At 72.7% G+C, this 25,788-nt stretch carries 20 protein-coding genes, 1 rRNA gene and 1 pseudogene; 18 read left to right on the top strand and 4 right to left on the bottom strand.

All coding sequences use genetic code 11. The annotated features are described in order from the left end of the window. Both rrf and ABH940_RS33645 read left to right on the top strand, forming a co-directional pair. Positions 1-87 (top strand): 5S ribosomal RNA (rrf, locus tag ABH940_RS33650); the annotation flags it as partial. A gap of 1,599 nt (positions 88-1,686) precedes the next feature. Beyond that, positions 1,687-2,529: pseudogene (locus ABH940_RS33645) on the top strand (hypothetical protein); the annotation flags it as partial. A gap of 319 nt (positions 2,530-2,848) precedes the next feature. Here ABH940_RS33645 and ABH940_RS33640 read toward each other — a convergent pair. Next, positions 2,849-4,222: a DUF1015 family protein gene (locus ABH940_RS33640; RefSeq protein ID WP_370107007.1), complete on the bottom strand. Its 1,374-nt coding sequence runs from the start codon at positions 4,220-4,222 to the stop codon at positions 2,849-2,851. Between the two features lie 86 nt (positions 4,223-4,308). Between ABH940_RS33640 and ABH940_RS33635 the strand changes: the two genes are divergently transcribed. Together ABH940_RS33635 and ABH940_RS33630 are read left to right on the top strand one after the other, a co-directional pair. Beyond that, a complete protein-coding gene (locus ABH940_RS33635; RefSeq protein ID WP_370107006.1) occupies positions 4,309-4,779 on the top strand; it encodes a tetratricopeptide repeat protein in 471 nt (156 codons plus the stop codon). A 76-nt stretch (positions 4,780-4,855) separates the two neighbouring features. After that, entirely contained in the window at positions 4,856-5,893 is a 1,038-nt protein-coding gene (locus ABH940_RS33630) for an HAD-IIA family hydrolase (protein WP_370064992.1), read from the top strand. 28 nt (positions 5,894-5,921) lie between these two features. Here ABH940_RS33630 and ABH940_RS33625 read toward each other — a convergent pair whose 3' ends face one another. Beyond that, positions 5,922-6,269: an SCP2 sterol-binding domain-containing protein gene (locus ABH940_RS33625; protein ID WP_370107005.1), complete on the bottom strand. Its 348-nt coding sequence runs from the start codon at positions 6,267-6,269 to the stop codon at positions 5,922-5,924. A 159-nt stretch (positions 6,270-6,428) separates the two neighbouring features. On the opposite strand from ABH940_RS33625, the gene ABH940_RS33620 reads away from it, so the two are divergent. From ABH940_RS33620 to ABH940_RS33590, 7 genes are all read left to right on the top strand, one after another. After that, entirely contained in the window at positions 6,429-7,184 is a 756-nt protein-coding gene (locus ABH940_RS33620; protein ID WP_370107004.1) for a hypothetical protein, read from the top strand. Continuing rightward, complete coding sequence (locus tag ABH940_RS33615) at positions 7,177-7,431, top strand: hypothetical protein (RefSeq protein WP_370064986.1); 255 nt, start codon at positions 7,177-7,179, stop codon at positions 7,429-7,431. Before ABH940_RS33620 ends, ABH940_RS33615 begins: the two co-directional genes overlap by 8 nt. A 32-nt stretch (positions 7,432-7,463) precedes the next feature. Continuing rightward, entirely contained in the window at positions 7,464-8,270 is an 807-nt protein-coding gene (locus ABH940_RS33610; protein WP_370065040.1) for a TlyA family RNA methyltransferase, read from the top strand. 215 nt (positions 8,271-8,485) lie between these two features. Continuing rightward, the gene (locus ABH940_RS33605) at positions 8,486-9,448 is read left to right on the top strand and encodes an NAD kinase (RefSeq protein ID WP_370064984.1); all 963 of its coding nucleotides are present in this window, start codon (positions 8,486-8,488) and stop codon (positions 9,446-9,448) included. A 139-nt stretch (positions 9,449-9,587) separates the two neighbouring features. Then, positions 9,588-11,294, top strand: coding sequence for a DNA repair protein RecN (gene recN, locus ABH940_RS33600; RefSeq protein WP_370107008.1), 1,707 nt, complete (start codon positions 9,588-9,590; stop codon positions 11,292-11,294). A gap of 173 nt (positions 11,295-11,467) precedes the next feature. Continuing rightward, entirely contained in the window at positions 11,468-12,643 is a 1,176-nt protein-coding gene (locus tag ABH940_RS33595; RefSeq protein ID WP_370107003.1) for a glycosyltransferase family 4 protein, read from the top strand. A 76-nt stretch (positions 12,644-12,719) separates the two neighbouring features. Next, positions 12,720-13,133 (top strand): VOC family protein, encoded by a 414-nt coding sequence (locus ABH940_RS33590; RefSeq protein WP_370064980.1) that lies wholly within the window; start codon positions 12,720-12,722, stop codon positions 13,131-13,133. A gap of 45 nt (positions 13,134-13,178) precedes the next feature. Here ABH940_RS33590 and ABH940_RS33585 read toward each other — a convergent pair whose 3' ends face one another. Further along, positions 13,179-13,835: an HAD-IA family hydrolase gene (locus ABH940_RS33585; RefSeq protein ID WP_370064978.1), complete on the bottom strand. Its 657-nt coding sequence runs from the start codon at positions 13,833-13,835 to the stop codon at positions 13,179-13,181. A 92-nt stretch (positions 13,836-13,927) separates the two neighbouring features. Beyond that, complete coding sequence (locus ABH940_RS33580; protein ID WP_370107002.1) at positions 13,928-15,919, bottom strand: glycoside hydrolase family 15 protein; 1,992 nt, start codon at positions 15,917-15,919, stop codon at positions 13,928-13,930. A 553-nt stretch (positions 15,920-16,472) separates the two neighbouring features. Between ABH940_RS33580 and ABH940_RS33575 the strand changes: the two genes are divergently transcribed. The 7 genes from ABH940_RS33575 (at position 16,473) to ABH940_RS33545 (ending at position 25,690) form a co-directional block, all read left to right on the top strand. Next, a complete protein-coding gene (locus ABH940_RS33575) occupies positions 16,473-18,182 on the top strand; it encodes a CTP synthase (RefSeq protein WP_370064976.1) in 1,710 nt (569 codons plus the stop codon). A gap of 31 nt (positions 18,183-18,213) precedes the next feature. Next, positions 18,214-18,861 (top strand): NUDIX domain-containing protein, encoded by a 648-nt coding sequence (locus ABH940_RS33570; protein WP_370064974.1) that lies wholly within the window; start codon positions 18,214-18,216, stop codon positions 18,859-18,861. Between the two features lie 153 nt (positions 18,862-19,014). Further along, a complete protein-coding gene (locus tag ABH940_RS33565) occupies positions 19,015-21,234 on the top strand; it encodes a tetratricopeptide repeat protein (protein WP_370064972.1) in 2,220 nt (739 codons plus the stop codon). A 298-nt stretch (positions 21,235-21,532) separates the two neighbouring features. Further along, complete coding sequence (gene ald, locus ABH940_RS33560) at positions 21,533-22,648, top strand: alanine dehydrogenase (protein ID WP_370064970.1); 1,116 nt, start codon at positions 21,533-21,535, stop codon at positions 22,646-22,648. A 515-nt stretch (positions 22,649-23,163) separates the two neighbouring features. Next, on the top strand, positions 23,164-24,138 hold the full coding sequence (locus ABH940_RS33555) for a ParA family protein (protein ID WP_370065036.1): 975 nt from the start codon (positions 23,164-23,166) through the stop codon (positions 24,136-24,138). Continuing rightward, on the top strand, positions 24,123-24,725 hold the full coding sequence (locus ABH940_RS33550; protein WP_370064968.1) for a hypothetical protein: 603 nt from the start codon (positions 24,123-24,125) through the stop codon (positions 24,723-24,725). The genes ABH940_RS33555 and ABH940_RS33550 overlap by 16 nt, the downstream gene beginning before the upstream one ends. 50 nt (positions 24,726-24,775) lie before the next feature. After that, positions 24,776-25,690 carry a ScpA family protein gene (locus ABH940_RS33545; protein WP_370064966.1) on the top strand — a complete coding sequence of 305 codons (915 nt, stop codon included), beginning with the start codon at positions 24,776-24,778 and terminating at the stop codon, positions 25,688-25,690. Positions 25,691-25,788 lie beyond the last annotated feature (98 nt).

Here is a 25,788-nt window from a genome sequence, read left to right as displayed (position 1 = left end):
GGTTACATTCCGAACCCGGAAGCTAAGCCTCACAGCGCCGATGGTACTGCAGGGGGGACCCTGTGGGAGAGTAGGACGCCGCCGAACAATCTTTCAGAGCCGAGGCCCCAGTGAAGTGCTGGGGCCTCGGCTTTTTTTGCGTTTGATGCTCCCGTGAGCGGCTGCCTGCCGAGTGCGGGAGAATGAGTGACGGCGTGGGTCGCCCGGCCGAGCATCGGGCGCGTGCCGTAGAGAAGCAGAGAAGTCCAGACAGGAGTCACCCCAATGGCATACCCCCCCAACGGACGACCGGAGCGCCGGTCGGGCGATGGACCGCAGGGCGCAGGCGGCGCGGGCCGGCGCGACTCCCGGGGTGGTGGCTTCCGTCGGGACGACCGTCCGGGCTACAGCCGCGACGACCGCCCGGGCGGCAGTTCCGGCCGGGACCGTGACGACCGCGGCGGCCGTGACGACCGTGGCGGTCGTCCCTCCTACGGGGACCGTGACCGCGGTCCCCGTCGTGACGACCGCGGTGACCGCCCGTCCTACGGGGACCGTCCGCGTCCGTCCTACGGTGACCGTCCTTCGTCCGGCGACCGCGACCGTGGCCCGCGCCGTGACGACCGTGGCGAGCGTCCGTCCTACGGCGGTGGCGAGCGTCGTTCGTTCGGTGGCGACCGCGATCGCGGTCCCCGTCGTGACGACCGCGGTGACCGTCCCTCCTACGGCGACCGTCCGCGTCCGTCCTACGGTGACCGTCCTTCGTCCGGTGACCGCGACCGTGGCCCGCGCCGTGACGACCGTGGCGAGCGTCCCTCCTACGGCGGTGGCGAGCGTCGTTCGTTCGGTGGCGACCGTGACCGCGGTCCCCGTCGTGACGACCGTGGCGACCGCCCGTCCTATGGCGACCGTCCGCGTCCGTCCTACGGTGACCGTCCTTCGTCCGGCGACCGCGACCGTGGCCCGCGTCGTGACGACCGTGGCGACCGTCCGTCCTACGGCGACCGTGGCCCGCGTCGCGACGACCGTGGCGACCGGGGCGACCGTCCGTCGTACGGGGACCGTCCGCGCCCGTCGTACGGTGACCGCGACCGGGATCGTGGTCCGCGCCGGGATGACCGTGGCGACCGTCCCTCGTACGGTGACCGCGACCGCGGCCCCCGTCGTGACGACCGTGGCGAGCGTCCGTCCTACGGCGGTGGCGGCGAGCGTCGTTCCTATGGCGACCGTCCCCGTCCGTCCTACGGTGACCGTCCTTCGTCCGGTGACCGCGACCGTGGCCCGCGTCGTGACGACCGGGGCGACCGCCCGTCCTACGGCGGTGGCGAGCGTCGTTCGTTCGGTGGCGACCGTGACCGTGGTCCCCGTCGTGACGACCGCGGTGACCGTCCCTCGTACGGTGACCGTCCCCGTCCGTCCTACGGTGACCGTCCTTCGTCCGGTGACCGCGACCGTGGCCCCCGTCGTGACGACCGCGGCGACCGCCCGTCCTACGGCGACCGTCCCCGTCCTTCGTATGGTGACCGCGACCGTGGGTCCTACGGTGACCGTGGCCCGCGTCGCGACGACCGGGGCGACAGGGGCGACCGTCCGTCGTACGGTGGCGGCGAGCGTCGTTCCTACGGTGACCGGGACCGGGGTTCCTACGGCGACCGTGGCCCCCGTCGTGACGACCGGGGCGGGGAGCGGGGCGAGCCGACGCGTCGGATGCCGATCGACGAGGACGTCACCGGCCAGGAGATCGACGCCGATGTCCGCCAGGAGCTGATGAGCCTCCCCAAGACGCTGGCCGACGACGTCGCCAAGAACCTGGTGATGGTCGCCCGCCTGCTCGACTCCGAGCCGGAGCAGGCCTACGCCTACTCCCGGGTGGCGCTGCGTCTCGCGTCGCGCGTTGCCGCCGTCCGTGAGGCGGCCGGGTTCGCGTCCTACGTGACCGAGCGTTACTCGGAGGCGCTGACCGAGTTCCGTGCCTCGCGTCGGATGACCGGTTCGGCCGACCTGTGGCCGGTGATGGCGGACTGCGAGCGTGGTCTCGGCCGTCCGGAGCGTGCGCTGGAGATGGCCGGTGCGCCCGAGGTCAAGCAGCTGGACAAGGCCGGTCAGGTCGAGATGCGCCTGGTCGCGGCCGGTGCCCGGGCGGACATGGGTCAGCACGAGGCCGCCGTGGTGACTCTGGAGTCGCCCGAGCTGGCGTCGAACTCGGTGCAGCCGTGGACCCCCCGCCTGCGCTACGCCTACGCGGACGCGCTGCTGGCCGTCGGCCGCGAGGCGGAGGCCCGCGAGTGGTTCGCCAAGGCGGTGGAGGCGGACCAGAGCGGCATCACCGACGCCGCCGAGCGTCTGGCCAAGATGGACGGCATCGAGTTCATCGACGCGCTCGAGGACGAGGCCGGGGACGACGCGGCCCTCGCGGACGCGCTGGTGGAGGACGCCGACGAGGCGGCCGACCGTGCCGACGACGACGCGGACGCGGACGACATCACCGGCGACCTGGGCCCGTCGGACGCGGAGGCTGCGGACGCGGCCGAGGCCGAGGGCGACGCGGGGAAGACCGAGATCTTCGAGATCGGCAACGCGGTCGACGCCGACGAGGTCGCCGCCGAGGGCGAGGGCATGTTCGCGGAGGGGTCCGGCGAGGACTACTACGAGGACGATGACGACGAGGACGAGGAAGAGGGCTACGACCGCCGTTGACCGGCGGCTGCAGCTGACCGTTCGTCAGTAGGAGCGTCAGCAGAAGGGCCTGACCGGAGGAGCTCCGGTCAGGCCCTTTTTGCTTTCCACCCTAGTCACGTCGGGGTCACTTCCGGGGTCACCGCCCGTGTCATCGGGGCGTCACCGAGTCGGCACCGTGACTGACGCCCGGTCAGCCCAGCGGGAGGCTGCGCAGCACCAGGCCCGTGGCCGGCTTGGGGCCGAACGACGTGGACTTGCGCGGCATGGTGACGCCCTGCTCCGCGAGCCGGCGCACGACGCCCTCCTCGACCGGGTGCAGCAGCACCGCCGTGCCGCCGAGCCGGGCGGCCTCGCGGACGGCGGCGTCGGTGTCGTGGAGGTAGGCGATGTGCTCGGGGTCGTCCGGCACCTGCCAGACGCGCTCCAGCAGCACCGAGTGGAGCACGGTCGCGTCCAGGCGCCGGTACTCCTCCGGGAGGCTGCGCGGGACCGCAGCGTTCAGGGTGGCCTCGTCGGGGCCGGTGAGCAGATGGTGACGGCCGTCGCCGGTCAGCAGGAACGCGCCGCCGGCGCCCCGCGCGCCCGTTGCGCCGCTGCGCGCCGCCTCGGCCAGCGCCTTCAGCGCCGGTTCGCGCGCGTCGCCGAGGTCGACCAGCGTCCAGGCGTCGTCGCCGACCGCCCGCAGCCGGGCCAGGGCCTTGCGCAACGGCAGTCGCTGCAGCACGCGGTGGATGGCGCGGACCCGCAGCGGGTACTCGGCCGTGTCGACCAGCAGCACCATGCCCCGGTCCCAGGGGCTGCGGGCGAGGTGACGGTGCTCCCGCTGGAGTCGCAGGTACATCGCCCAGCGGTGGTGGCCGTCGGCGATCAGCGCTCGGCAGGTCGCCAGGTCGGCCGCGACGGCGGCCAGCTCGGCCCGGTCGGTGAGCGCCCAGAGGCGGTGCCGGGTGCCGTCGCTGGTGACGGTCTCGATGAGCGGCTCGCGGGCCGCCGCCCGCTCCACCACGCCCGCCGCGCGACCGTCGCCGCGGTAGGTGAGCAGCAGCGGCTCCAGATTGGCCTTGGTGGTGCGCATCAGGCCGACCCGGTCGGCGACGGGGCGCGGCATGACGTCCTCGTGCGGCAGCACTATGCCCGCCTTGGGCTCGCTGACGGCCAGCGCGCCGATCAGTCCGCGTTGCAGCAGGCCGCCGTCCTCGGCGTCGGTGTACTGCTCGTAGACGTAGAGCGCGGGCTCGGGGTCGGGGGTGAGGATGCCGCCGCGCTGCCAGTCGCCGAGCAGCCGCGCGGCGTGACGGTAGCCGTCCTCCGCCGTGGGCTCGGGGCGGGGGAGGATCAGCCGGACCACGTTGTGCGGGTCGCAGTCCTCCAGCCGCACCCGGTCGTCGGGGTCGACGACGTCGTAGGGCGGGGAGGTGACCGCGGCAAGGGAGCTGACTTTCGTCGGGTCGTAGCGCAATCCCCGGAAGGGCGCGAGGGACAGGCCGCAGGCGGCCACCCGTCCGGCGTCGCCGTAACGGGACTCACTCGGGTCGTCGGCACTGACAGCTCTCACTCTGGGCATGTTAATCGGATGTGCGGGGTTGGTGATCGCGAGTTGGTTCTGCGGTTGGTTCTGCGGTGCGACGGGAGACGGGAGGACGGGGCGGCATGAACAACGACAGGCGGCCGGGCGGCGAGGTCTACGACTGGTTCCGGCGGGGGAGCGCCATGCTGGCGCAGGGCAACGCGGGAGCGGCGGTGCAACTGCTCAGCCATGCGCTGGAGGCGGAGCCCGGGTCCCGGGCGATCCGGGAGGCGCTGGCCCGGGCCCAGTTCGAGGCGCGTGCCTACCAGGCGGCGCTGGAGAACTTCCGTGCGGTGGCCCTGGCGGACCCGTCCGACGACTACGCCCAGTTCGGGTGGGGTCTGGCGGCGGCGCGGCTGGGCGACTTCGAGAGCTCGGCCGAGCACCTCGCGCTGGCCGTGGCGATGCGTCCGCAGGCCAAGCACTACCGGGCCGCGCTGCGCCAGACCCGGGCCACACTGAAGGCGCGGGCCGGTGGCTTCGGTACGGTCGGAGGTGCACGGCAACCCGACGCCGAGCCCGGGCACGGGCCCAGCGTCGATCCCGAACACTGATCCCGAACACTGACCCGAAGACCCCAAGTCCCCAAGTCCCGAAGACCCGATCCCGAACCCCAGGGAGACTCCCGCGATGTCCGCCGAGCACCAGACTCGAACGTCGGCCCTCCACGAGGCGTACGACACCGCGCTGTTGGACCTGGACGGGGTCGTCTACGCGGGACCGGCCGCAGTCCCGCACGCCGTGGAGTCGCTGGACGCGGCCCGCGCGGCGGGCATGCACCTCGCGTACGTCACCAACAACGCCTCGCGCACGCCGGAGGCGGTCGCCGCGCATCTGACCGAGCTGGGCGTCCCGGCCGAACCGGGAGACGTGATCACCTCGGCGCAGGCGGCTGCGCGGTTGGTCGCTTCGATGGTTCCGGTGGGTGCCGCGGTGCTGGTTGTCGGCGGCGAAGGGCTGCGCGCGGCGTTGCGCGAGCGCGGGCTGGTGCCGGTCACCTCGCTGGAGGAGAACCCCGCGGCGGTGGTCCAGGGCTACGACCCGACGGTGGGCTGGCCGCAGCTCGCCGAGGCCGCCTACGCGGTCCAGCGCGGCCTGCCGTGGGTGGCGTCGAACACGGACCTGACCATCCCCACGGCACGCGGCACGGCGCCCGGCAACGGCACGCTGGTGGCGGCGGTGCGCGCGGCGGTCGGCGTGGATCCGGAGGTCGCAGGCAAGCCGCTGCCGCCGATGCATCGGGAGACCGTCATCCGGACCGGCGCGAAGCGTCCGCTCGTCGTGGGCGACCGGCTGGACACGGACATCGAGGGCGCGTTCAACGGCGGTGTCGACAGCCTGCTGGTCTTCACCGGCGTGACCCGGCCGGAGCAACTGCCCGAGGCGGAGCCGAAGTACCGCCCGACCTATCTGGCGGCGGACCTGCGGGGGCTGCTCGCGGTCCCGGCCGAGGTCTCCTCGCCGGGTGACGGCGCGTACGAGTGCGGTGGCTGGACGGTTGCCCCGCGCGAGGACGCGCACGGGGCCGCACGGCTGGGCTTCGGCGACGAGCGCGGCACCGACCCCTACGCGGGCCTGCGCGCCCTCTGCGCGGCCACCTGGGCGGCGGCGGACGCGGGCCGTCCGGTGCCGGAATGGCGGAAGGCGCTGGCCGAGCTCGGGCTCTGAGTCGCTGCCGACTTCGGCGTCCGCCGGGTCAGAGCAGGGAGCGCAGCTTGAGCAGGTCGAGGATGCTCGCCTCCAGCTTGAGCCGACCCGAACCCCACGCCTTGGCGAAGTTCAACTGACCTGCCACCAGGGAGACCAGGTCGTCGCCCTTCATGGCCAGCCGGATCTGCGCCTTGGCGGGGGGCTTGCCCGGAGCCTCGACGAGGTCCTGGATCCGGCCGCCGCGCAGCTGCCCGCTGAACGTCAGGTCCAGGTCGGAGATCCAGCAGCTCAGGGACCGGTCGAGCTGGGCGGCGGCCTTGGCGTTGCCGGTGGCCTTGCCGAGGTTCTCGCTGAAGGTGGTCAGTGCCTCACGGCATTCGAGTGCGGTGGCCATCCCGGCGCTGCTCCTTGCTCGTCCCCTGTTGCGACCGACCGTATCGCAGCACCGCACCCGCGCCGCGTCCGTACCGGGCCGACGCGGTGGCGGTGAAGGCGGTAGCGTCGGTTCCGAGGCGCGACGAGGGCTTTGGAGGGACCTGTGGACGAGGGCGGGATGCGTGCGATGGTTCGCGACTACGTGAAGATTGCCACCGATGTTGCGACGGGCGTGGCCGGTGAGTTGCGGTCCAAGCTGCCGGACCCGGTCCGCGAGCTCGCCGACGAGGTCGTCGGCCGGGCTCTCGCGGAGAGCGAGAGGGCGTGGCACCGGCTGAGCGACGGCGTGGTCCAGGCGGGAGTGGTGCTGGAGTTCCTGGAGCGTCAGCTGCGCCAGTTCCAGGGTGAGGCCTCGTCCACCGCCGAGGCGACGGCGGAGGCGGACACCGACACGGACTTCGCGGCGGACTTCGGGACGGACTTCGGGGCGACGCCCGGACCCGTCCGGGAGGACACCGCGCCGAACGGCAGGGAGGTCCGCCGTCCGACCGGGACGACCCGGCCCCGGCCGGTCCGGGTCCCGGTCGACGAGCCGAGCCCCGAGGACACCGCGGCCGCCGAGGAAGCCAAGGCCCGCCGCGCGGCGGCCGTCCCCGCGATGCGGCCCCGCGCCGCCGCGAAGACGTCGGAGCCGGCGACACAGACGGCGGCCGCCGCGAAGAAGGCTGCCCCGGCCAAGAAGGCTGCCCCGGCCAAGACCACGCCGGCGAAGACAGCTGCGACGAAGAAGACGTCGGCGGTCAAGAAGACCGCAGCCAAGAAGACCGCAGCGAAGAAGAGCGCCACCACGAAGACGGCTGCCAAGAAGGCCGCCCCGGCGAAGCAGACCACGCCGCGCAAGGCCGCCCCCAAGCGCGAGAACCCCGATGACTGAACCGGCCCCGACCGCCGCAGCCGAGGCTGACACAGCGCCGCCGCCTCCCGTCCCGCTCCCGCCGGTCATGGAGACCGGGCACGCCGCCGTCGACGGCGCGCTCGCGCGGCTCGCCGCGATCGGGGACGTGCCCGCGGAGGTGCGGGCCGGGGTGTACGGGGAGGTGCACGACCTGCTGCGGGATACGCTCGCGGGGTTGGAGGAACGGCCGGGCCAGGCGCCCACGCCGTTGAACGCACTGGGTTGACGCACTGGGCAGGAGCTGAACCGTACGTGGCAGTGGCACGACGCCGTCTGGACGCCGAGTTGGTCCGTCGCAAGCTGGCGCGGTCGCGTGAGCACGCGAGCGAGCTGATCGCCGCAGGGCGGGTGACCATCGCGGGGACGGTGGCGACCAAGTCCGCGACCCAGGTGGAGACCTCCGCCGCCGTGGTCGTGGCCAAGGACGAGAACGACCCGGACTACGTCTCGCGTGGCGGGCACAAGCTCGCCGGCGCGCTGGCCGCCTTCACCCCGCAGGGGCTGGCCGTCGAGGGCCGCCGCTGTCTGGACGCCGGCGCGTCCACCGGCGGGTTCACCGACGTGCTGCTGCGCGCGGGGGTGGAGCAGGTGCTGGCGGTGGATGTCGGCTACGGGCAGCTGGCCTGGTCGCTGCAGAGCGACGACCGGGTCGTGGTGATGGACCGCACCAACGTGCGCGAGCTCACCCTCGACCAGATCGGCGGGGAGCCGGTCGACCTGGTCGTCAGCGACCTGTCCTTCATCCCGCTCGGCCTGGTGCTGCCCGCGCTGGTGGCCGTCACCGCGCCCGAGGGCGACCTGGTGCTGATGGTGAAGCCGCAGTTCGAGGTCGGTAAGGAGCGGCTGGGCAGCGGCGGCGTCGTCCGCAGCCCGCAGCTGCGCCAGGAGATGATCGAGAAGGTCGCCGCGCAGGGCGCCGAACTGGGGCTCGGCGTGCGGGCGGTGACCGCGAGCCCGCTGCCGGGGCCGTCGGGCAACGTCGAGTACTTCCTCTGGTTCCGGCGCGACGCCGAGCCGCTCGACCCGGCGGATGCCGCCCGCGCCGTCGCCGAGGGACCGAAGTAGCAGCAGCGGAGGCAGTAGCGGACCTGGCAACGCGGCAGCGGACGTAGCAACGGCGTGAGACCTGCGGTAATCCCCGGGGTGGATGCCGTCCGAACGGGTAGGGTCAGGAGCGTCCCTGACTACAGTCACCCCTGACACGCGTCATCGGGGACAACAGCCACTGGGGGAGACGCCGTCCGGTCGAGGACGTCCGGGCGGCGGCGTTGGAGGAGCCCATGACCGACCGCCTGCCCGACGAGCGCCTGCCCGACGAGCGGGTGCCCGACCGCCGGACGGTCTCCGACGACCGGACGGTCTTCCTGCTTGCGCACACCGGCCGCGAGGCCGCGCTGCAGAGCGTCGAGTGCCTGGTCGAGGGGTTGCTCAAGGAGGGCGTCAAGATCCGCGTGCTCGCGGCCGAGGCCCCGGACATGGGCTACCCCGAGGGCGTCGAGGCGGTGCCGACCGGGCCTGCGGCGGGTGAGGGCTGCGAGCTGATCCTGGTCCTCGGCGGCGACGGAACACTGCTGCGCGGCGCGGAGCTGGCACGCGAGTTCGGGGTGCCGATGCTCGGGGTGAACCTGGGCAGGGTCGGCTTCCTGGCCGAGGCCGAGCGGGACGACCTGCAGAAGGTGGTCGCGCGGGTGGTCGCCAGGGACTACGAGGTCGAGCAGCGGATGACGATCGACGTGGTGGTCCGGGAGGACGGCCACGTCGTGCACACCGACTGGGCGCTCAACGAGGCCTCGGTCGAGAAGGCCGCCCGGGAGCGGATGATCGAGGTCATCACCGGCGTCGACGGGCGTCCGGTGTCGTCCTTCGGCTGCGACGGCGTGGTCTGCGCGACGCCGACCGGGTCGACCGCCTACGCCTTCTCCGCGGGCGGTCCGGTGGTCTGGCCGGAGGTGGAGGCGCTGCTCATGGTGCCGATCAGCGCGCATGCGCTCTTCGCCCGGCCGCTGGTGACCTCGCCGGACTCGGTGCTGGAGGTGCAGGTGCAGCCGCGGACGTCGAACGGCGTGCTCTGGTGCGACGGCCGCCGGACCTTCGAACTTCCGCCGGGCGCACGGGTGGAGGTCCGCAAGGGCCACAATCCGGTGCTGCTGGCCCGCCTCCACCGGGCCCCGTTCTCCAAGCGGCTGGTGCACAAGTTCCAGCTCCCGGTTACGGGTTGGCGCGGAACCGGGGACGACGCGTAGCGGACGCGGGGCCGTCGCCGGAGCCATGGCACGAGCCGTCCTACGAACAGTCGTACCCGTGCGCGAACCACTCCCTGGAGGGGTGGCTCGTCGCGGGAAGGGGTCCGAACCTCGTATCGTCAGGGTCGTGCTGGAGGAGATGCGGATACGAGCCCTGGGCGTGATCGACGATGCGGTGGTCGAACTGGCGCCGGGTTTCAACGTCGTCACCGGTGAGACCGGGGCGGGTAAGACCATGGTGGTGACCAGTCTCGGCCTGCTGCTCGGTGGCCGTGCGGACGCCGCCCTGGTACGCAACGGTGCGGAGCGGGCCGTGGTCGAGGGACGGGTCGCGCTGCCGGCCGAGTCCCCGGCCGCAGAACGGGCGTTGGAAGCCGGTGCGGAGCTGGACGAGGGAGCACTGCTGCTGAGCCGCACGGTTTCGGCGGAGGGCCGCTCACGGGCGCATGTGGGCGGGCGCACGGTTCCGGTCAGCCTGCTGCAGACGCTCGGCGAGGACCTGTTCGCCGTGCACGGCCAGTCCGACCAGCAGCGGCTGCTCCAGCCCGCCCGTCAGCGCGGCGCGTTGGACCGCTACGCGGGCGCCTCCGTCGCCGAGCCGCTGGCCGCGTACCAGTCGGCCTACCGCCGCCTGCGCGCGGTCGCGACGACGCTGGACGAGCTGACCACGCGGGCCCGTGAACGCGCCCAGGAGGCGGACCTGCTCCGCTTCGGCCTGGACGAGATCGCCGCCGCCGAGCCGCGCGAGCAGGAGGACGTCGAACTCGCCGCCGAGTCGGAGCGCCTCGGCCACGCCGACGCGCTCTCCACCGCCGCCACCCTCGCCCACGGCGCGCTGGCCGGTGACCCGGCCGACCCGGACGTCGTCGACGCGAGCCTGCTGGTGGCCCAGGCCAAGCGGGCCCTGGACGCGGTCCGCTCCCACGACGAGCGTCTCGGCGCACTGGCCGACCGCGTCGGCGAGGTCTCCTACCTGCTCGCCGACATCGCCCAGGAGCTGGCCGGCTACGCCGAGGACCTGGACGCGGACCCGGTCCGGCTGGCCGCGGTCGAGGAGCGGCGCGCGGTGCTGGCGCACCTGGTCCGCAAGTACGGCAGCGCCGCGGGCGGGCTGGCCGGGGTGCTGGCTTGGAACGAGCAGTCCGGGGCCCGACTGGTCGAGCTGGACGGCGACGACGAGCGGATCGAGGGGCTCCAGGCGGAGCACGAGTCGCTGACACAGACCGTCTCCGAGCTCGCCGAGCAGCTGAGCGCCGCCCGGCACGCCGCCGCGGAGACCTTCGCCAAGGCGGTCACCGCCGAGCTGACCGAGCTGGCCATGCCGCACGCGCGGGTGAGCTTCGGTCTCACCCGTACGGCGGAATTCGGACCCTACGGCGTGGACGAGGTCGAGGTGCTGCTCGCCCCGCACCCGGGCGCTGCGCCGCGTCCGATCGCCAAGGGCGCCTCGGGCGGTGAGCTCTCCCGGGTGATGCTGGCGGTCGAGGTGGTCTTCGCGGGCGCGGACCCGGTGCCGACCTACCTCTTCGACGAGGTCGACGCGGGCGTCGGCGGCAAGGCCGCGGTCGAGATCGGCCGTCGCCTGGCCAAGCTGGCCAGGACCTCGCAGGTCGTGGTGGTGACCCACCTGCCGCAGGTGGCCGCGTTCGCCGACCGGCACCTGGTGGTGGAGAAGACCGTCGACGGCACGGTGACCCGCAGCGGCGTGAAGACCCTCACCGACGAGGAGCGGGTACGTGAGCTCTCCCGGATGCTGGCTGGTCTGGAGGACTCCGAGCTGGGCCGCGCCCACGCCGAGGAGCTGCTGGCCGCCGCGCGCAACGGCACGGCGGGCCGCGAGGGGTGACCCTGCCCTGGGCAACCGCGGCCCGAACTGCCATGGTGATGCACCGAACGGCGGCTCGGGTAGCGGACCATTGACGTAGCACGGGACCCGGTAGCTGAGTACCTGACGTAGTACCTGACGCAACGCCTGAGACGTAGTACCGACTGACCGACGGAAGAGAGACGGCGCTGATCGTGGAGCAGAGCACCCCAGCTGTGTCGAGCGAGGAGCTCAAGGCCGTGCTGGTGCTGGCCGGGACCACCGGCGGCATCGGCGCCCACGTGCGCTCGCTGGCCGAGGGCCTGAGCGCGCACGGGGTCGAGGTGACCGTGTGCGGGCCCGCGGAGACGGACAAGCTGTTCGGCTTCTCCGGGGCCGGGGCGCGCTTCCACGCCGTGGAGATCACTCCGACGCCCGGTCCACGCACCGACAGTGCGGCCGTCGGTGAGCTGCGCAAGGCCTTCGCCCGCGCCTCGCTGGTGCACGCCCACGGCCTGCGCGCCGCGCTGCTGTCCGATCTGGCGCTGCGTACCGCCCGCGGCTGGGCCCGGGCGGAGACGCCGCTGGTGGTCACCTCCCACTCGGCCAACCTCGCGACCGGCGTGGAGCGGCGACTGCTGCGGATGATGGAGCGCCGGGTGGCGCGTGCCGCCGACCTGATGCTCGGCGCCTCCTCCGACCTGGTCGCCCGCGCCCGTGACCTGGGGGCGACCGACGCCCGGCTCGGCCCGGTCGTCGCGCCGCCGTTGGCCCCGCCCACCGTTGGCCGGGAGGAGACGCGGCGTCAACTGCTCGGCGGCAAGCCGGGCAAGGAATACCGGGACCGCCCGATCGTGCTGGCGATCGGCCGTCTGACGCCGCAGAAGAACTTCCACCTGCTGCTCGACGCCGCCTCCGGCTGGCGGGCGGGTGGTGACGACACGTCACAGGCGCAGCCGCTGGTCGTCATTGCGGGCGAGGGCGCGGACGAGCCCGCGCTCAAGGCGCGGATCAAGTCGGAACGGCTCCCCGCCAAGCTGCTCGGCTTCCGCGAGGACGTGGCGGAGCTGCTGGCCGCCGCCGACGTCGTGGTGATCTCCTCGCGCTGGGAGGCCCGGCCGATGGTCGCCCAGGAGGCGCTGCGGGCGGGCGTCCCGGTGGTCACCACCGCCGTCGGCGGTCTCCCCGAGCTGGTCGGCGACGCGGCGGTGCTGGTGCCGCCGGGCGACGCGACGGCGCTGGCGGCGGCGGTCTCCTCGCTGCTGGCGGATCCGGCCCGCCGCGCCGAGCTGGCCGAGGCCGGCCCGCAGCAGGCCGAGACCTGGCCGACCCAGGCGGACACGGTGGCCCAGGTGCTCAGCATCTACGACGAGCTGACCACGGAGAGCTGACCACGGGAGCTGACCTCGGCCTGATCCGTCAGGAGCCCGGGTCGTGCGGCCCGGGTCCTGCTGCCATCGTGGAGCCATGGACTGGACTCTCGAAGTCGTCGTGCTCCCGGTCGCGGACGTCGACCGGGCCAAGGTCTTCTACAGCGAGCAGGTCGGCTTCCACGTCGACGCCGACCGGCGGATGAGCCCGGCCATGCGGGTCGTCCAGCTCACGCCGCCCGGGTCCGGCTGTTCGGTCGTGGTCGGTGAGGGCCTGACCCGGGCCGTGCCCGGCAGCTACCAGGGACTGCAGCTCTGCGTCACCGACATCGACGCGGCACGGGCGCAGCTGGTCGAGCGCGGTGTCGGCGCGAGCGAGGTGTTCCACTTCGGCGAGACCGGTCAGAACCCCGGCCACGGTGGCCCGTGGAACACCTTCGTGACCTTCAGCGACCCGGACGGCAACGGGTGGATCGTCCAGCAGGTCCCGAAGGACCGCACCGATCGTTGAGGACTGCTCGGTGGGCAGCTCGATGGGCAGGCTCGGTAGGCCTGCTCAGCCCGTGATCTTGAGCGTGACGGTGCCGTCAGGGTCGGCCGTCACCAAGACCTGCTCCAGCGAGTCCACCGACACGGTCGCGCCGTAGCGGGCGGTCGCCGCGCCGATGCCGACCACGCGCATGCCCGCGGCCAGACCGGCGGCGACACCCGCCTCGGAGTCCTCGAAGACCACGCAGTCCCCGGGCGCGAAGCCGAGCTGCGCCGCGCCCCTGAGGAAGCCCTCCGGGTCGGGCTTGCTGGCGCTGACGTCCTCGGCGGTGACCCGCGTCAGCGGCATGCGCAGGCCCGCCGCGTTCATCCGTGCGTCCGACAGGGCGACGTCCGCCGAGGTGACCAGGGCGTGCGGGACCGGTCCGGCCGCCAGCGCGGCGAGGAAGGCCGGGGCGCCCGGTATCGGGACGATGCCGTCGACATCGGAGGTCTCCGCGGCCAGCATGCGCGCGTTGTCGGCGTGGTTCTCCGCGGCCGGGCGGTCGGGCAGCAGGATGGCCATGCTCTGGTGGCCCTGACGCCCGTGGACGACCGCCTCGATCCGCTCCAGGGGGATGCCGTGCGCGGCGGCCCAGCGTCCCCAGACGCGCATCACCACGGCCCCCGAGTCGACCAGGGTGCCGTCCATGTCCAGCAGCAGTGCACGGGCGGTCAGGTCCACGGGAGGCTCCCTGGTGAGATGGGGCGGCAGGTTTTGTGCCTCCAGTGTACAAAAGCGGGGTGCCGCCCCCGGTGCCTCCGGCTCGGCGTCGCCTACAGCCCCGGCAGCCCGCCGCAGGCGGTGAGGCGCAGGGCAGTGTCGATCAGCGGGACGTGGCTGAAGGCCTGCGGGAAGTTGCCGACCTGGCGTTGCAGGCGGGGGTCCCACTCCTCGGCCAGCAGGCCGACGTCGTTGCGGATGGCGAGCAGCTTGTCGAAGAGCTCTCTGGCCTCGGCGACCCGGCCGATCATGGCGAGGTCGTCGGCGAGCCAGAAGGAGCAGGCCAGGAAGGCGCCCTCGTCGCCGGGCAGGCCGTCCACGCCCTCCTCGCCGCCCGAGGTCGGGTAGCGCAGCACGAAGCCGTCGGGGGTCATCAGCTCACGCTGGATGGCCTCGATGGTGCCGATGACGCGCTTGTCGTCGGGGGGCAGGAAGCCGACCTGGGGGATCAGCAGCAGGGAGGCGTCCAGCTCCTTGGAGCCGTAGGACTGGGTGAAGGTGTTCCGGTCGGGGTCGTAGCCGTGCTCGCACACGTCCTCGTGGATCGTGTCGCGCAGTTCGCGCCAGCGCTCCAGCGGGCCCTCGTTGGGGGTCTGCTCGAACATGCGGACGGTCCGGTCGACCGCGACCCAGGCCATCACCTTGGAGTGGACGAAGTGGCGGCGCGGGCCGCGGACCTCCCAGATGCCCTCGTCCGGGTCGTTCCAGTGCTGCTCAAGCCAGGAGATCAGCCGCAGCTGCAGCATGTGGGCGTGGTCGTTGCGGGCCAGGCCGGTCATGTGGGCGAGGTGGAGCGCCTCGACGACCTCGCCGTACACGTCCAGCTGGAGCTGGTCGGCGGCGCCGTTCCCGATCCGGACCGGGGTGGAGTGCTCGTAGCCGGGCAGCCAGTCCAGCGTCGTCTCCGACAGCTCGCGTTCGCCCGCGATGCCGTACATGATCTGCAGGTTCTCCGGGTCCCCGGCCACCGCGCGCAGCAGCCACTCGCGCCAGGCGCGGGCCTCGTCGCGGTAGCCGGTGCGCAGCAGCGAGGAGAGGGTGATCGTGGCGTCCCGGAGCCAGGTGAAGCGGTAGTCCCAGTTCCGCACCCCGCCGATGTCCTCCGGCAGGGAGGTGGTGGGTGCGGCGACGATGCCGCCGGTGGGCGCGTAGGTCAGCGCCTTGAGGGTGATCAGCGAGCGGACCACCGCCTCGTGATACGGGCCCTGGTAGGTGCACTGGGCCACCCAGTCGCGCCAGAACTCCTCGGTGGTCGCCAGCGCGTCCTCGGGGTCGGGCTGGTCGGGTGCGCCGAGGTGGGAGGGCTGCCAGGTCAGCGCGAACGCGATCCGCTCGCCCTCGGTGACGGTGAAGTCCGCGTACGTGGTCAGGTTCCGGCCGTAGGTCTCGGCCGCGCCGTCCAGCCACACCGAGTCCGGCCCCGCCACCGCCACCGTCCGGGACTGCTCGCCGTCCTCGACCCGGTGCACCCACGGCACCACCCGCCCGTAGGAGAACCGCATCCGCAGGGCGGAGCGCATCCGCACCTGCCCGGACACACCCTCCACGATCCGGATCATCTGCGGCACCGCGCCCCGCTCGGGCAGGCCACGCGGCGGCATGAAGTCGATCACCCGCACCGTGCCGCCGGGCATGTCCCACTCCTGCTCCAGCACCAGCGAATCGCCCCGGTACCGGCGCCGCGCCGCAGGCGGTGCCGGAGCAGCAGCCGTCGGCGGCAGCACCCGGAACTCACCCGTGTCCTCGAAAGGCACGGTCTCGAAGGTCTCCGCCCGTACGACGCCGGCCGCCTGCGGGTCCGCAGCCACCTCGACCGGGACGGCCTCCGTGACGACCGCCTCCGCCTGTTCCTCCTCCGCGACCGGCACCGGCTCGGCCGGGCCGATGCGCCAGAAGCCGTGCTCGTCCGTGCCGAGCAGGCCCGCGAAGACGGCGGGCGAGTCGAAGCGGGGCAGGCAGAGCCAGTCGACCGCGCCGTCCCGGCTGACCAGGGCTGCGGTCTGCATGTCGCCGATGAGCGCATAGTCCTCGATGCGGGCGGCCACGTGGTTCTCCAGTTCGCGGTGCAGGGTGCAGGACTGAGTGCGGGGACTGAGTGTGGGGTTGTGGGGGTGGAGCCGAAGTGTCGAGCTGGGGGGGCAAGCTGGGGGTGTCGAGCAGGGAGTGTGGAGCTGAACGTCGCTGCGTCACAGAAGCCGCGTGGGGTGCGGAGGTTGGAGCACCAGTCCCGCCGTGCGGCGGGGGGTGCGGATGGGGCTTCTGAAGCGGACGGTGTCCGTGCAGAATACGACGGATCTTGGGTCGCTGGGGACACGATCCGGAACCGGCGTGCCGGTCCGCGCTCCGATGTCCCGGAGGCGTTCCGGGCCGGCCTGCTCGTCTGCTGCGATGGTACGGACCGGCGCGCCGGTTCCGGCCGGTCGGAACACGGGCGGCCTGCGGCACTGATACCCTGGTATTCCGTGGATTGGTACTGAGCCGGCTACGCCGGGCTCGTCCCACGACGGTTCAGGCTCCGTACCCCTCACGATCCACCACCCCCCTCCGCCTCTCTCGGCAGAGCGGTGCAGGTGATGACGCGACCACGGGAGCCCCCTCTTGGCACAGCCCCATTCCGGTAAGGCCGGCACGACGACCAAGCACCTCTTCGTCACCGGGGGCGTTGCCTCCTCGCTCGGCAAGGGGCTGACCGCCTCCAGCCTCGGAGCTCTGCTCAAGGCACGAGGACTGCGGGTCACCATGCAGAAGCTGGACCCGTACCTGAACGTCGACCCCGGCACGATGAACCCGTTCCAGCACGGCGAGGTCTTCGTCACCGACGACGGCGCCGAGACCGACCTGGACATCGGCCACTACGAGCGCTTCCTCGACACCAACCTGCACGGCTCGGCCAACGTGACGACCGGCCAGGTCTACTCGACGGTCATCGCCAAGGAGCGCCGCGGCGAGTACCTGGGCGACACGGTCCAGGTCATCCCGCACATCACCAACGAGATCAAGTCCCGGATCCGCCGGATGGCGACCGAGGACGTCGACGTGGTGATCACCGAGGTCGGCGGCACCGTCGGCGACATCGAGTCGCTGCCGTTCCTGGAGGCCGTCCGCCAGGTCCGCCACGAGGTCGGCCGCGACAACGTCTTCTTCGTGCACGTCTCGCTGCTGCCCTACATCGGCCCGTCCGGCGAGCTGAAGACGAAGCCGACCCAGCACTCGGTCGCCGCGCTGCGCAGCATCGGCATCCAGCCCGACGCCATCGTGCTGCGCGCCGACCGCGAGGTCCCGCAGGCGATCAAGCGCAAGATCTCGCTGATGTGCGACGTCGACGAGGAGGCCGTGGTCGCCGCGATCGACGCCCCGTCGATCTACGACATCCCCAAGGTGCTGCACACCGAGGGCCTGGACGCCTACGTGGTGCGCCGCCTCGACCTGCCCTTCCGCGACGTGGACTGGACCCAGTGGGACGACCTGCTGCGCCGCGTCCACGAGCCCACCCGTCAGGTGAAGATCGCGCTGGTCGGCAAGTACATCGACCTGCCCGACGCCTACCTGTCGGTCACCGAGGCGCTGCGCCACGGCGGCTTCGCCAACACCGCCAAGGTCGAGATCAAGTGGGTCACCTCGGTCGACTGCGAGACCCCCGAGGGCGCCGCCGCGCAGCTCGGTGACGTCGACGCGATCTGCATCCCCGGCGGCTTCGGCGAGCGCGGCGTGGACGGCAAGGTCGGCGCTATCACCTACGCCCGTCAGCACGGCACCCCGCTGCTGGGTCTCTGCCTGGGCCTGCAGTGCGTGGTCATCGAGGCGGCCCGCAACCTGGCCGGCCTGGCCGACGCCAACTCCACCGAGTTCGACTCCGCCGCCCGCCACCCGGTCATCTCGACCATGGCCGAGCAGCTGGAGATTGTCGACGGCAAGGGCGACCTGGGTGGCACCATGCGCCTGGGCCTCTACCCGGCCAAGCTGGCCGAGGGCTCCATCGTCCGCGAGGTCTACGGCGGCGAGCAGTACGTCGAGGAGCGCCACCGCCACCGCTACGAGGTCAACAACAACTACCGCGCCGAGCTGGAGAAGACCGGCCTGCAGTTCTCCGGTCTGTCGCCCAAGGGTGACCTGGTCGAGTACGTCGAGTACCCGCGCGAGGTGCACCCCTACCTGGTCGCCACCCAGGCGCACCCGGAGCTCAAGTCCCGCCCGACCCGCCCGCACCCGCTCTTCGCCGGGCTGGTCGCCGCCGCGATCCGGGTCCAGGACGGCGAGGTGGCGCCCGCCGCCGCGTCGGACAAGGCCGCTGCCCCGGTCGCCGAGTAAGGTCGGCGGAAACCGCCAGGGGAGGAACGTCGTGAGCGCCGCGGAGCAGCCCGTCCAGCAGGACCTTGTGGACACGCCCGACTCGTGGGAGGTCGTCGCCGAACGGCCCGCCTTCGAAGGGAAGGTCTGGGACATCGTCTCGGACGACGTGGTCATGCCGGACGGCCGCGCCGCGACGCGCGACTACATGAAGCACCCCGGGGCGGTCGCCGTGATCGCCCTGGACGAGCAGGGCCGGGTGCTGTTGGTACGTCAGTACCGGCACCCGGTCCGGCACCGGCTCTGGGAGCTGCCGGCCGGTCTGCTCGACATCCCCGGGGAGAACCCGCTGCACGCCGCGCAGCGGGAGCTCTACGAGGAGGCGCACCACAAGGCGGGGGACTGGCGGGTGCTGCTCGACCTCTACCCGACCTCCGGCGGCTCCGACGAGGCGATCCGGGTCTACCTGGCCCGCGACCTGGCCGAGTCCGACGGCGAGCGCTTCCAGGCCGAGGGCGAGGAGCTCGACCTCCAGGTCGCCCGCTTCCCGCTGACCGAGGTCGTCAGCCGCACCCTTGCGGGCGAACTCCACAACGGCGCCCTCGTCGCGGGCGCGCTGGCCCTCTCCGCGGTCCTGGCGGGCGACGGCATCGACGCGCTCCGCCCCGCCGAGGCCCCCTGGCCCGCACGCCCGTTCTAATGCTGGGCATTTGAGCCGATTGAGCGATATTCGACTGTGCTTCCGCACGCCGGTGTGAAGGTGTGCCTGCGTGTGCTCCGAGTGAATTACGCTGCGTCAGAAGTCAGTGGCCAGCCTTCTGGCCCTGTCAACTGACCGACGGGAGCGGCGCTCGTGTCCGTGGCACAGTCGGCTTCGGCCTCCGGCAGCGAGGTGCTGCGCGCCTCGGGGATGATCGACGCGCCCGGGCCGTTCGTCGGGCGGCGGGCCGAGCTGGCGCTGCTGCGCGAGGAGATCGGCCGTCCCGGGCTGCGCGCCACCGCGCGCGCGGGCAGCGCGGACCGTGCGGACCGTTCTGAGGAGAACGCCGCACCGGCGCGGGTGCTGGTCGTGGCCGGACGCCCGGGGTCCGGGCGGACCGCGCTCGCCCTGCGGCTGGCCGCCGAACTCGTCGACGGGTTCCCGGTCGCCGTCCGTCTCTCGCTGCGCGACCCGTTCCCGGCGCGGCGGCTGCTCGACGCGCTCGGCCTGCCGCGTCCGGCCGCCCTGGCCCCGGACGAGGCGGAGACCGCCGCCGCCGAGGCGGTCCGCGCGCATCTGGCCGAGCAGCAGGTGCTGCTGGTCCTCGACGACGTCACCAGCAGCGGGCAGATCCAGCCGCTGCTGCCCACCGCCCCCGGCTCACTGGTGCTGGCCGCCACCTCCGGTCCGTTGAGCTCCGTGCCGGACGCCCGACCCTGCGTGCTGGGCGGGCTGGACTACACCGCCGCCCGGGAGCTGCTGGCCGCCATGGCGGGCGACGTCCGGGTGGTCAACGACCCGGTCGCGGCGCAGGTCATGGCGGAGACGGTGGCCTGCCACGCCGGGGCGCTGCGGCTGCTCGGCGGCTGGCTGGCAACCCGGCCGCGCGCCTCCCTCTCCGACGCCCTCCAGGCACTGCGGGACGTCGCCCCGGAGGCCTTCGCGCAGTACACCGACCCCGGGTACAGCGGCGGCCGACAGAGCCGCCCGCAGACCCCGCGCACAGAGGATCCACCGCCCAAGGACCCCTCCGCGCTGGGCCTGCCGGGGCAGGCCGTGCCGCCGATGCCGACCTATGCGCCGACCATCGGCGTCCCCGCCGCAGCCCCGCCTCCGCCGCGTGGCGCGCAGCGCAGCGAGGACCCGTTGCGGCGCACCTTCGCCCTTGTCCACGGCGCGCTCAGCGGCAGCGCGCAGCAACTGCTGCGCCTGGCCACGGTCGTGCCCGGCGGTGTACTGGACGCGCGCGGCGCGGCGGCGCTGGTCGGCTGCCCGCTGGACGCCGCCGCCACGCAGCTGGCCTCGCTCGCCGCTCAGCAACTGCTGCACGAGGAGGCGGTGGCGCAGGGCCGCTTCCGGGTGCCGGAGAGCCTGCGGCCGGTGTTGACCGGGCTGCGCGAGGCCCACGACAAGCCCGCCGCCGTCGAGCTGTCCCGAGCCCGGTGGCTGGAGCGGCAGGTGCGGCTGCTGGGCGCGTGCGTCCACCGGCTCGCGCCGGACCGGACGCCCGAGCCCGAGCCGCTGCCGGTCCCGCTCCGGTTCCGCAGCGCCGCCGAGGCCTGGGCCTGGCTGGACCTGGAGCTGCCCACGCTGCTGCTGGCCGTCCCCGACGGCATGGCCGCGGGCGGCCTGGACGGGCTGGTGACCCGGCTGGCCACCGCACTGGTCCGGGCACTGCCGGTGTGGGGCGAGGCGCGCCGGCGTTCGGTCGCCACCGACCTGTACGCCCTGCACTCGGCCGTCCAGGAGCTGGCCCGGCGCGGCGCCCAGCCGCAGCGGCAGGCCGCGGCCCTGGTCAACCTGGGCGACCTGCACGCCGCCGCCGGTGAGCACGCCCGGGCCATGGAGCGTTACCGCAGCGCGCTCGGTCCGGCCCGCGCGGCACAGGACCAGGTCGCGGTGGGCCGGATCCTGGAGGCCACCGCCGGTGCCTACCGCGCCTCGGGAGATCTGGTCCGCGCCGTCGACTTCTACGGCCGCGCGCTGACCCTGCGCCGCAACCGCGGCGAGCGCGCCGACGAGGCCCGGCTGCTCGGCCGCCTCGCCGCCACCCACAGCGCCCAGGGCCGCTACGCGGACGCGTTGCGCGAGTACCGGGCCGCCGTCGCGCTGTACCGCAAGCTCGACGACGAGGCCGCCGCGGTCACCGCGATCCTCGGTGCGGCCCGGGTGCAGGAGCTCTCCGGTGGCACCGAGGCTGCCCTGCGGACCCAGCGCGAGGCGCTGGAGGCGGCCCGGCGCGCGGGCGGCGGACGCCTCGAAGGGCTGGTGCTGCTGCGTATGGCCGAGGCCCTGGACCGCGCGGGTGACCAGGCGGGCGCACGGGTCCAACGGGACCAGGCGGCCGCGCTGGGCGTGGGCCGTCCGCGTTAGTGCGCCACCGGGACCGGCCCCGGTCGCGTCCGCCCGCTGTGGCCGCCGACGGGACAACGATCCGGTTTCGATTGATTGTCCTGATTGTCGCATTTCTTATGATTCGGCGGCTCGGCCGAAGTGCAAGCCTACGAAACAGCCAACAGATCCCAGACTTTTGGTCGGATTGGAAGGCTTACGCATGTCTGGGGCTTCAAATACACTCGGAAGTGCCACGCATGGCAATGTCGCCGCGTGTGGCTTCCGGCGGCGTTCCCGTCGTCGGGAGGAACCCCCATGTGCAAGGGACGTGTTAGCCGTGAAGGTCGGCATCCCCCGCGAGGTCAAGAACCACGAGTACCGCGTGGCCATCACGCCGTCTGGCGTGCACGAGCTGGTCCGCAACGGGCACGAGGTGTTCGTCGAGAACAACGCCGGTTCCGGCTCCTCGATCCCCAACGAGGAGTACGTGGCCGCCGGTGCCACGATTCTTGACACCGCCGACGAGGTCTGGGCCACGGCCGACCTCCTGCTGAAGGTCAAGGAGCCCATCGCCGAGGAGTACCACCGCCTCCGCAAGGGCCAGTTGCTCTTCACCTACCTCCACCTGGCCGCCTCCCGCGAGTGCACCGACGCGCTGCTGGGCTCCGGTACCACCGCCATCGCGTACGAGACGGTCCAGCTCGCCAACGGCGCGCTGCCGCTGCTCGCCCCGATGTCCGAGGTCGCGGGCCGCCTGGCTCCGCAGGTCGGCTCCTACCACCTGATGCGTCCGACCGGCGGTCGTGGCGTGCTCCCCGGTGGCGTGCCCGGCACCCACCCGGCCAAGGCCGTCGTCATCGGCGGTGGCGTCTCCGGCTGGCACGCGGCCACCATCGCCATCGGCATGGGTTACGACGTGACCCTGCTCGACCGCGACATCAACAAGCTGCGCGAGGCCGACAAGATCTTCGGCAACAAGATCAAGGCGATCGCCTCCAACTCCTTCGAGCTGGAGAAGGCCGTCCTCGAGGCCGACCTGGTCATCGGCGCCGTGCTGATCCCGGGCGCCAAGGCCCCGAAGCTGGTCACCAACGAGCTGGTCTCCCGCATGAAGCCGGGCTCCGTGCTCGTCGACATCGCCATCGACCAGGGCGGCTGCTTCGAGGACTCGCACCCGACCACCCACGCCGAGCCGACCTTCCCGGTCCACAACTCGGTCTTCTACTGCGTGGCCAACATGCCGGGTGCGGTGCCCAACACCTCCACCTACGCGCTGACCAACGCGACCCTGCCCTACATCCTCGAGCTGGCCAACCGCGGCTGGCAGGAGGCCTGCCGCCGCGACGCCGCGCTGGCCAAGGGTCTCAACACCCACGAGGGTCAGATCACCTACGCCGCGGTCGCCGAGGCCTTCGGCCTGCCGCACGTCGAGCTGGCGGACGTCCTGGCCTGAGCCGTTCCGGTTCATACCTGATGACGGCCTGACGGCTCGTCACCCGCCCAGGAGGGCGTCGCACGCTGGTGCGGCGCCCTCCTGGCGTTCTGTCAACCCCACGCCAGTTGATGTCACCCTCGGCAGAGGGGTGAACGGCGGTGGAGAGCAGTGTCTCCGTGGGCCGAACAGCGGTTTCGTACAGTGCCTGGGACCTGCGGTCAGCAATTGTCATATCGACATGTTGGTTAGTGCATCACTGGTGCGCTGGTTGACGCTACTGTGTCGTTGCTAGGCTGCGGTGCGGTGAATGCCGCCCAGTGGAGGGGGCAGAGCCCCAAGCTCTCGATGTCCGCACCGACACTACGGCGGTCGCCAAGGAGGTAAGACGACTTGTGAATGAGTCGACAATTGCTCCCGAGAGCGGCGCCTCGCGCACTTTCGACGCACGTCAGCAGCAGCCCGGTTACCCGAGCCTGGAGTACCCGATTTCCGATCACGACGCGCTGCGCCATGCGAGCGCGCTGGACGTCCCCATCGAGCCCGGCCTGGTCCAGACGGACCGCAACGGCGTGGCGGACGGTCAGTTCTACGACCCTGATGCCGAGTACGAGCCGGATCCGGAGTACGCCGCGACCCTGGCGCCCGACGCCGCGCGCCAGCGCCGCGAGCGGGTCGGCCCCACGGGCAGGCCGCTGCCGTACTTCCCGATCCCCACGCCGCTGACCGAGCACGGTCCGGCCCGGATCGTCGCGATGTGCAACCAGAAGGGCGGGGTCGGCAAGACGACCTCGACCATCAACCTGGGCGCCGCGCTGGCCGAGTACGGCCGCCGGGTGCTGCTCGTCGACTTCGACCCGCAGGGCGCCCTGTCGGTCGGCCTCGGCGTCAACCCGATGGAGCTCGACCTCACCGTCTACAACCTGCTGATGGAGCGGGGTCTGACGGCCGATGAGGTGCTGCTCAAGACGGCCGTGCCCGGCATGGACCTGCTCCCCAGCAACATCGACCTGTCGGCCGCCGAGGTGCAGCTGGTCAGCGAGGTGGCCCGGGAGTCGGCGCTGGCCCGCGCGCTCAAGCCGCTGATGAACGACTACGACTACGTCATCATCGACTGCCAGCCGTCCCTCGGTCTGCTGACGGTCAATGCGCTGACGGCCGCTCACAGCGTCATCGTGCCGCTGGAATGCGAGTTCTTCGCGCTGCGCGGGGTCGCCCTGCTGACCGAGACCATCGAGAAGGTCTGCGAGCGGCTCAACCCCGACCTGCGCCTGGACGGCATCCTGGCCACCATGTACGACTCGCGTACGGTCCACAGCCGCGAGGTGCTGGCCCGCGTCGTCGAGGCGTTCGGCGAGCACGTCTTCCACACCGTCATCGGCCGTACGGTCCGGTTCCCGGAGACGACGGTGGCCGGTGAGCCGATCACCACCTACGCCTCCAACTCGGTCGGGGCCGCCGCGTACCGTCAGCTCGCCAGGGAGGTGCTCGCACGGTGCCCCGTCGAGTGAGTCTCCCGGGGGCGGACGAACTGTTCCGGACCACCGGGGGGACCGCACTCAGCACGCCCGCGCCGCGCGCACCGGACGCCTCCGAGGAGACGTCCTCCGCGCCCGCCGCCCCGCCTGCCTCCGCGCCTGTCGGGCAGGCGGTGGCCCCCGCGGTGCCCGGGGCTCCTGCCGGGGCCCAGGCGGCGGTACCGCCGCCGGCGGCGAGGCCTCCCGAGGGGCAGCCCGCCGATCCGGCGGGCGAGCACGGGGCCGTCCCCGGCCCGCCCCCTCGGGTCGAGGCCGGAGCGGCCACCAAGGCCGCGCAGGCGGCCTCCGACGCGATCACCCAGCCGGCGACCGCCCGCCGCAAGACGCGCGGCCCGCGCCCCCGCCCGAGCGGTCGCGAGCGCCACGAGGAGAAGATCACGGTCTACGTCTCCGCCGAGGAGCTGTTCGACCTGGAACACGCCCGGCTGGCCCTGCGCGGCGAGTACGGACTAGCGGTGGACCGGGGCCGGATCGTCCGCGAGGCGGTCGCCGTGGTCCTGGCCGACCTGGAGCAGCGCGGCGAGGCCAGCATCCTGGTACGGCGGCTGCGCGGTCGCTGACCCGCGCGGCGTTCGCCCCCGCAGGTGGGGACAGGGCACCATAGGCCCCGATGCGCACCCTGCCCGAGGCTTCGCCCGAAGTGACGCCCGAGCCAGCTCCGAAGGAGGAGTCGGCCGGTGGCTTCCTGGTGCGGCTGGAGAACTTCGAGGGCCCGTTCGACCTGCTGCTCAGCCTGATCGCCAAGCACAAGCTGGACGTCACCGAGGTCTCGCTGTCCAAGGTGACCGACGAGTTCATCGCCCACATCCGGGCCATGGGGCCTTCCTTCGACCTCGACCAGGCCAGCGAGTTCCTCGTGGTGGCGGCCACCCTGCTCGACCTCAAGGCGGCCCGGCTGCTCCCGGTCGCCGAACTGGAGGACGAGGAGGACCTCGCCCTGCTGGAGGCGCGCGACCTGCTCTTCGCCCGGCTGCTGCAGTACCGCGCCTACAAGCGCGTCGCGGCCCTCTTCGCCGAGCGCTGGGAGGCGGAGGGCGCCCGCCGCCCGCGCACGGTCGGCCTGGACCCGGAGCACGCCGAGCTGCTGCCCGAGGTGGTCATCTCCATCGGCCTCACCGCCTTCGCCAAGCTGGCCGCCAAGGCGATGGAGCCCAAGCCCAAGCCGGTCGTCTACGTCGACCACATCCACACGCCCAAGGTCAGCGTCCGGGAACAGGCCGAGCTGGTCCTCGCCCTGCTCCGGGAGCGCGGCGAGGCGCGGTTCAGCGAGCTGACGGCGGACGCGCCCGACGTGCTGACGGTGGTGGCCCGCTTCCTCGCGCTGCTGGAGCTGTACCGGGAGAAGCTGCTCGCCTTCGACCAGCCGGAGGCGCTGGGGGAGCTGCTGGTCCGCTGGGTGGCCGAGGTCGCGGACGGCGAGGACGTCACCGTGGCGGAGGGCCTGGGCGAGGAGTTCGACGCGCCCCCGGCAGAGGTGGCCGAGGACGGCACGCAGGCACGTACACAACGTACGAAGGAGCTCTGAGATGGCGGACGACCGCAGCGACGCGACGGGTGCCCCACGCCGCCGCCTGGGCCTCCCCGGACAGCTGCGCCCGGGCGAGCAGCTGGAGACGGTCTTCC

Source organism: Streptacidiphilus sp. BW17 (genome assembly GCF_041262485.1).
Classification (GTDB): Bacteria; Actinomycetota; Actinomycetes; order Streptomycetales; family Streptomycetaceae; genus Streptacidiphilus.
The sequence above is the reverse complement of the archived record's forward strand: the minus strand, read 5'-3'. Positions and strand labels throughout refer to the sequence as shown.

Excerpts from the sequence above, each read along its gene's own strand:
- ABH940_RS33545 (WP_370064966.1), top strand. The coding sequence starts at position 24,776 with ATGCGCACCCTGCCCGAGGCTTCGCCCGAAGTGACGCCCGAGCCAGCT.
- ABH940_RS33640 (WP_370107007.1), bottom strand. The coding sequence starts at position 4,222 with ATGCCCAGAGTGAGAGCTGTCAGTGCCGACGACCCGAGTGAGTCCCGT.
- ABH940_RS33605 (WP_370064984.1), top strand. The coding sequence starts at position 8,486 with ATGACCGACCGCCTGCCCGACGAGCGCCTGCCCGACGAGCGGGTGCCC.
- ABH940_RS33635 (WP_370107006.1), top strand. The coding sequence starts at position 4,309 with ATGAACAACGACAGGCGGCCGGGCGGCGAGGTCTACGACTGGTTCCGG.
- ABH940_RS33615 (WP_370064986.1), top strand. The coding sequence starts at position 7,177 with ATGACTGAACCGGCCCCGACCGCCGCAGCCGAGGCTGACACAGCGCCG.
- recN (WP_370107008.1), top strand. The coding sequence starts at position 9,588 with ATGCGGATACGAGCCCTGGGCGTGATCGACGATGCGGTGGTCGAACTG.
- ABH940_RS33590 (WP_370064980.1), top strand. The coding sequence starts at position 12,720 with ATGGACTGGACTCTCGAAGTCGTCGTGCTCCCGGTCGCGGACGTCGAC.
- ABH940_RS33620 (WP_370107004.1), top strand. The coding sequence starts at position 6,429 with ATGCGTGCGATGGTTCGCGACTACGTGAAGATTGCCACCGATGTTGCG.
- ABH940_RS33625 (WP_370107005.1), bottom strand. The coding sequence starts at position 6,269 with ATGGCCACCGCACTCGAATGCCGTGAGGCACTGACCACCTTCAGCGAG.
- ABH940_RS33630 (WP_370064992.1), top strand. The coding sequence starts at position 4,856 with ATGTCCGCCGAGCACCAGACTCGAACGTCGGCCCTCCACGAGGCGTAC.